The 1683-nt window shown below is 42.5% G+C and carries 2 protein-coding genes and 1 pseudogene; all 3 read right to left on the bottom strand.

Annotated elements, in window-relative coordinates:
• Positions 1-276: hypothetical protein (locus tag F6K53_RS40505; protein ID WP_293085817.1), on the bottom strand; the 276-nt coding region annotated here is incomplete at its 3' end.
• 34 nt (positions 277-310) lie between these two features.
• Entirely contained in the window at positions 311-439 is a 129-nt protein-coding gene (locus F6K53_RS40510) for a hypothetical protein (protein WP_269087037.1), read from the bottom strand.
• A 1064-nt stretch (positions 440-1503) separates the two neighbouring features.
• Positions 1504-1683 (bottom strand): annotated as a pseudogene (locus F6K53_RS40515) (ammonium transporter); the annotation flags it as partial.

Raw genomic sequence — 1683 nt, forward strand, 5'->3', positions numbered from 1 at the left:
CAACAAACACTGATTAGGATAAAAAACAACAATCAGCAAAGTATCTCTAGATTCCATCAATATTTTTTCGTTGTTTACCAGACTAGGTAAGCGGTTAATAGATTTGTGAAACTCGATTATTTGATCGGCTATTTTTATAATTTCAGTTTTATTTAATCTACCTATTAACTCAGTAATTGGTAACTGTTTATAGAGAATAACTGCACCTAAAATGTCATCATATTCAGCTACTAAATCCCTAACAACGCTATCGTAATCTTGTTGTTTGTTTGACATATTGATTATGGTCATGGGATTAATTTTGATTAAACTACTCTAGCAAAGTGAAGAGGGAACAGGGAACAGGGAAACAGGGAACAGGGAATAGGGAATAGGGAATAGGGATCAAAATCATCTCAATTGCTACACGGATTGCTATCTTGATAGTCTTGAGAGGCATCCGATAAAACTATGATCACATTATTCCTGAATTAATTTGCTTCTATGATTCTAATCTTTGGGCTTAGTTTGTCTGTATCAAATTAAACCGATTTGCTTGGAAATCTTTTTACTTATTCACTTCATAACCGGATAAATCCTATAATTTCATGGGTTGGCTTGTATCTACAGAAAAGTGTGTTAATTAGGGCTTGCTGATTAACTCTCAAAGCATTGACAGATAAAGGTTTTAGCCTTGTTGGGTCGAAAAAAGTGCCAGCTTTTCGGTCGAAAAAGCTCAATAACTTAGCCTTTTGGGCAGACAACAGCATAAAAATCAAGGGACAATTCTTCCGACTACCTCCTATATAATTCCTGAGGTGGTGACAACAAGGCTAAAAAGTATACAGGGTGTGGGGTGACCGGGTGTGGGGGGTGGGGAAAATAGAAGCGATGCAGCTTCGGAACAGGGGGTTTCCCCCGGAGACGAAACCTGTTTATTGTGGAGCCTTTATAGTTAGCAGGTTATGCAGAAAAGGGTTAAATACTTTTGAATAGCGATGCAGCGCGGTCTTGGGGAGGCAGCGCGGTCTTGGGGAGGCAGCGCGGTCTTGGGGGTTTCCCCCGGAGACGAAACCTTAGACAGTTGAGCCTTTATGGTTGGTAGGCTCTGCAGAAAAGGGTTAAAACTTATTGATTAAGGCTCAACTGTCTTACGGTAACTTCAAACCATGAGCGACTGCCGTGGTCTCCCCCATGAGCGACTGCCGTGGTTTCCCCCATGAGCGACTGCATCAAGACAAGGCTCCACTATCTTACGGTAACTTCAAACCACTCGCGCAAAGCATGGCTGACAGGGAATTTGGAGTGAGCCCAGCAATAACAATCGGTCATATACCTGATTCAACCGTCCCTAGCAACGTAGCCAGCTCCTGATCTTCCCCGTTCGCCCTCACCCCACACCCCACACCCAGTAAGGCTTTTAAGGCTGTTTGTCACCCCGTCAGATATAATTCCCATTTCTCCTAACTCCTGACTCCACACTCGCTGACTCAATCCCATACCAAAAGACTTTTTCAGCAAACCCTAATTATGTCTTTGCCGATCCCTCATGGCTAATTGCTTGACATCTCCCTTAAACAAAAAGCCACTGTAGGCAGTCATACGGTGTTCGTGGAAATCTAGACCTTCAATTTCTGCTTTTTCTGTAACTCTCAGACTTGAGGAAAGTATGCTTTTAACAAATAACCAAGCCAGCCAGCTCAT

This window comes from Moorena sp. SIO4A1 (genome assembly GCF_010672065.1).
Taxonomy (GTDB): Bacteria; Cyanobacteriota; Cyanobacteriia; order Cyanobacteriales; family Coleofasciculaceae; genus Moorena.

Excerpts from the sequence above, each read along its gene's own strand:
- F6K53_RS40510 (WP_269087037.1), bottom strand. The coding sequence starts at position 439 with ATGCCTCTCAAGACTATCAAGATAGCAATCCGTGTAGCAATTGAGATG.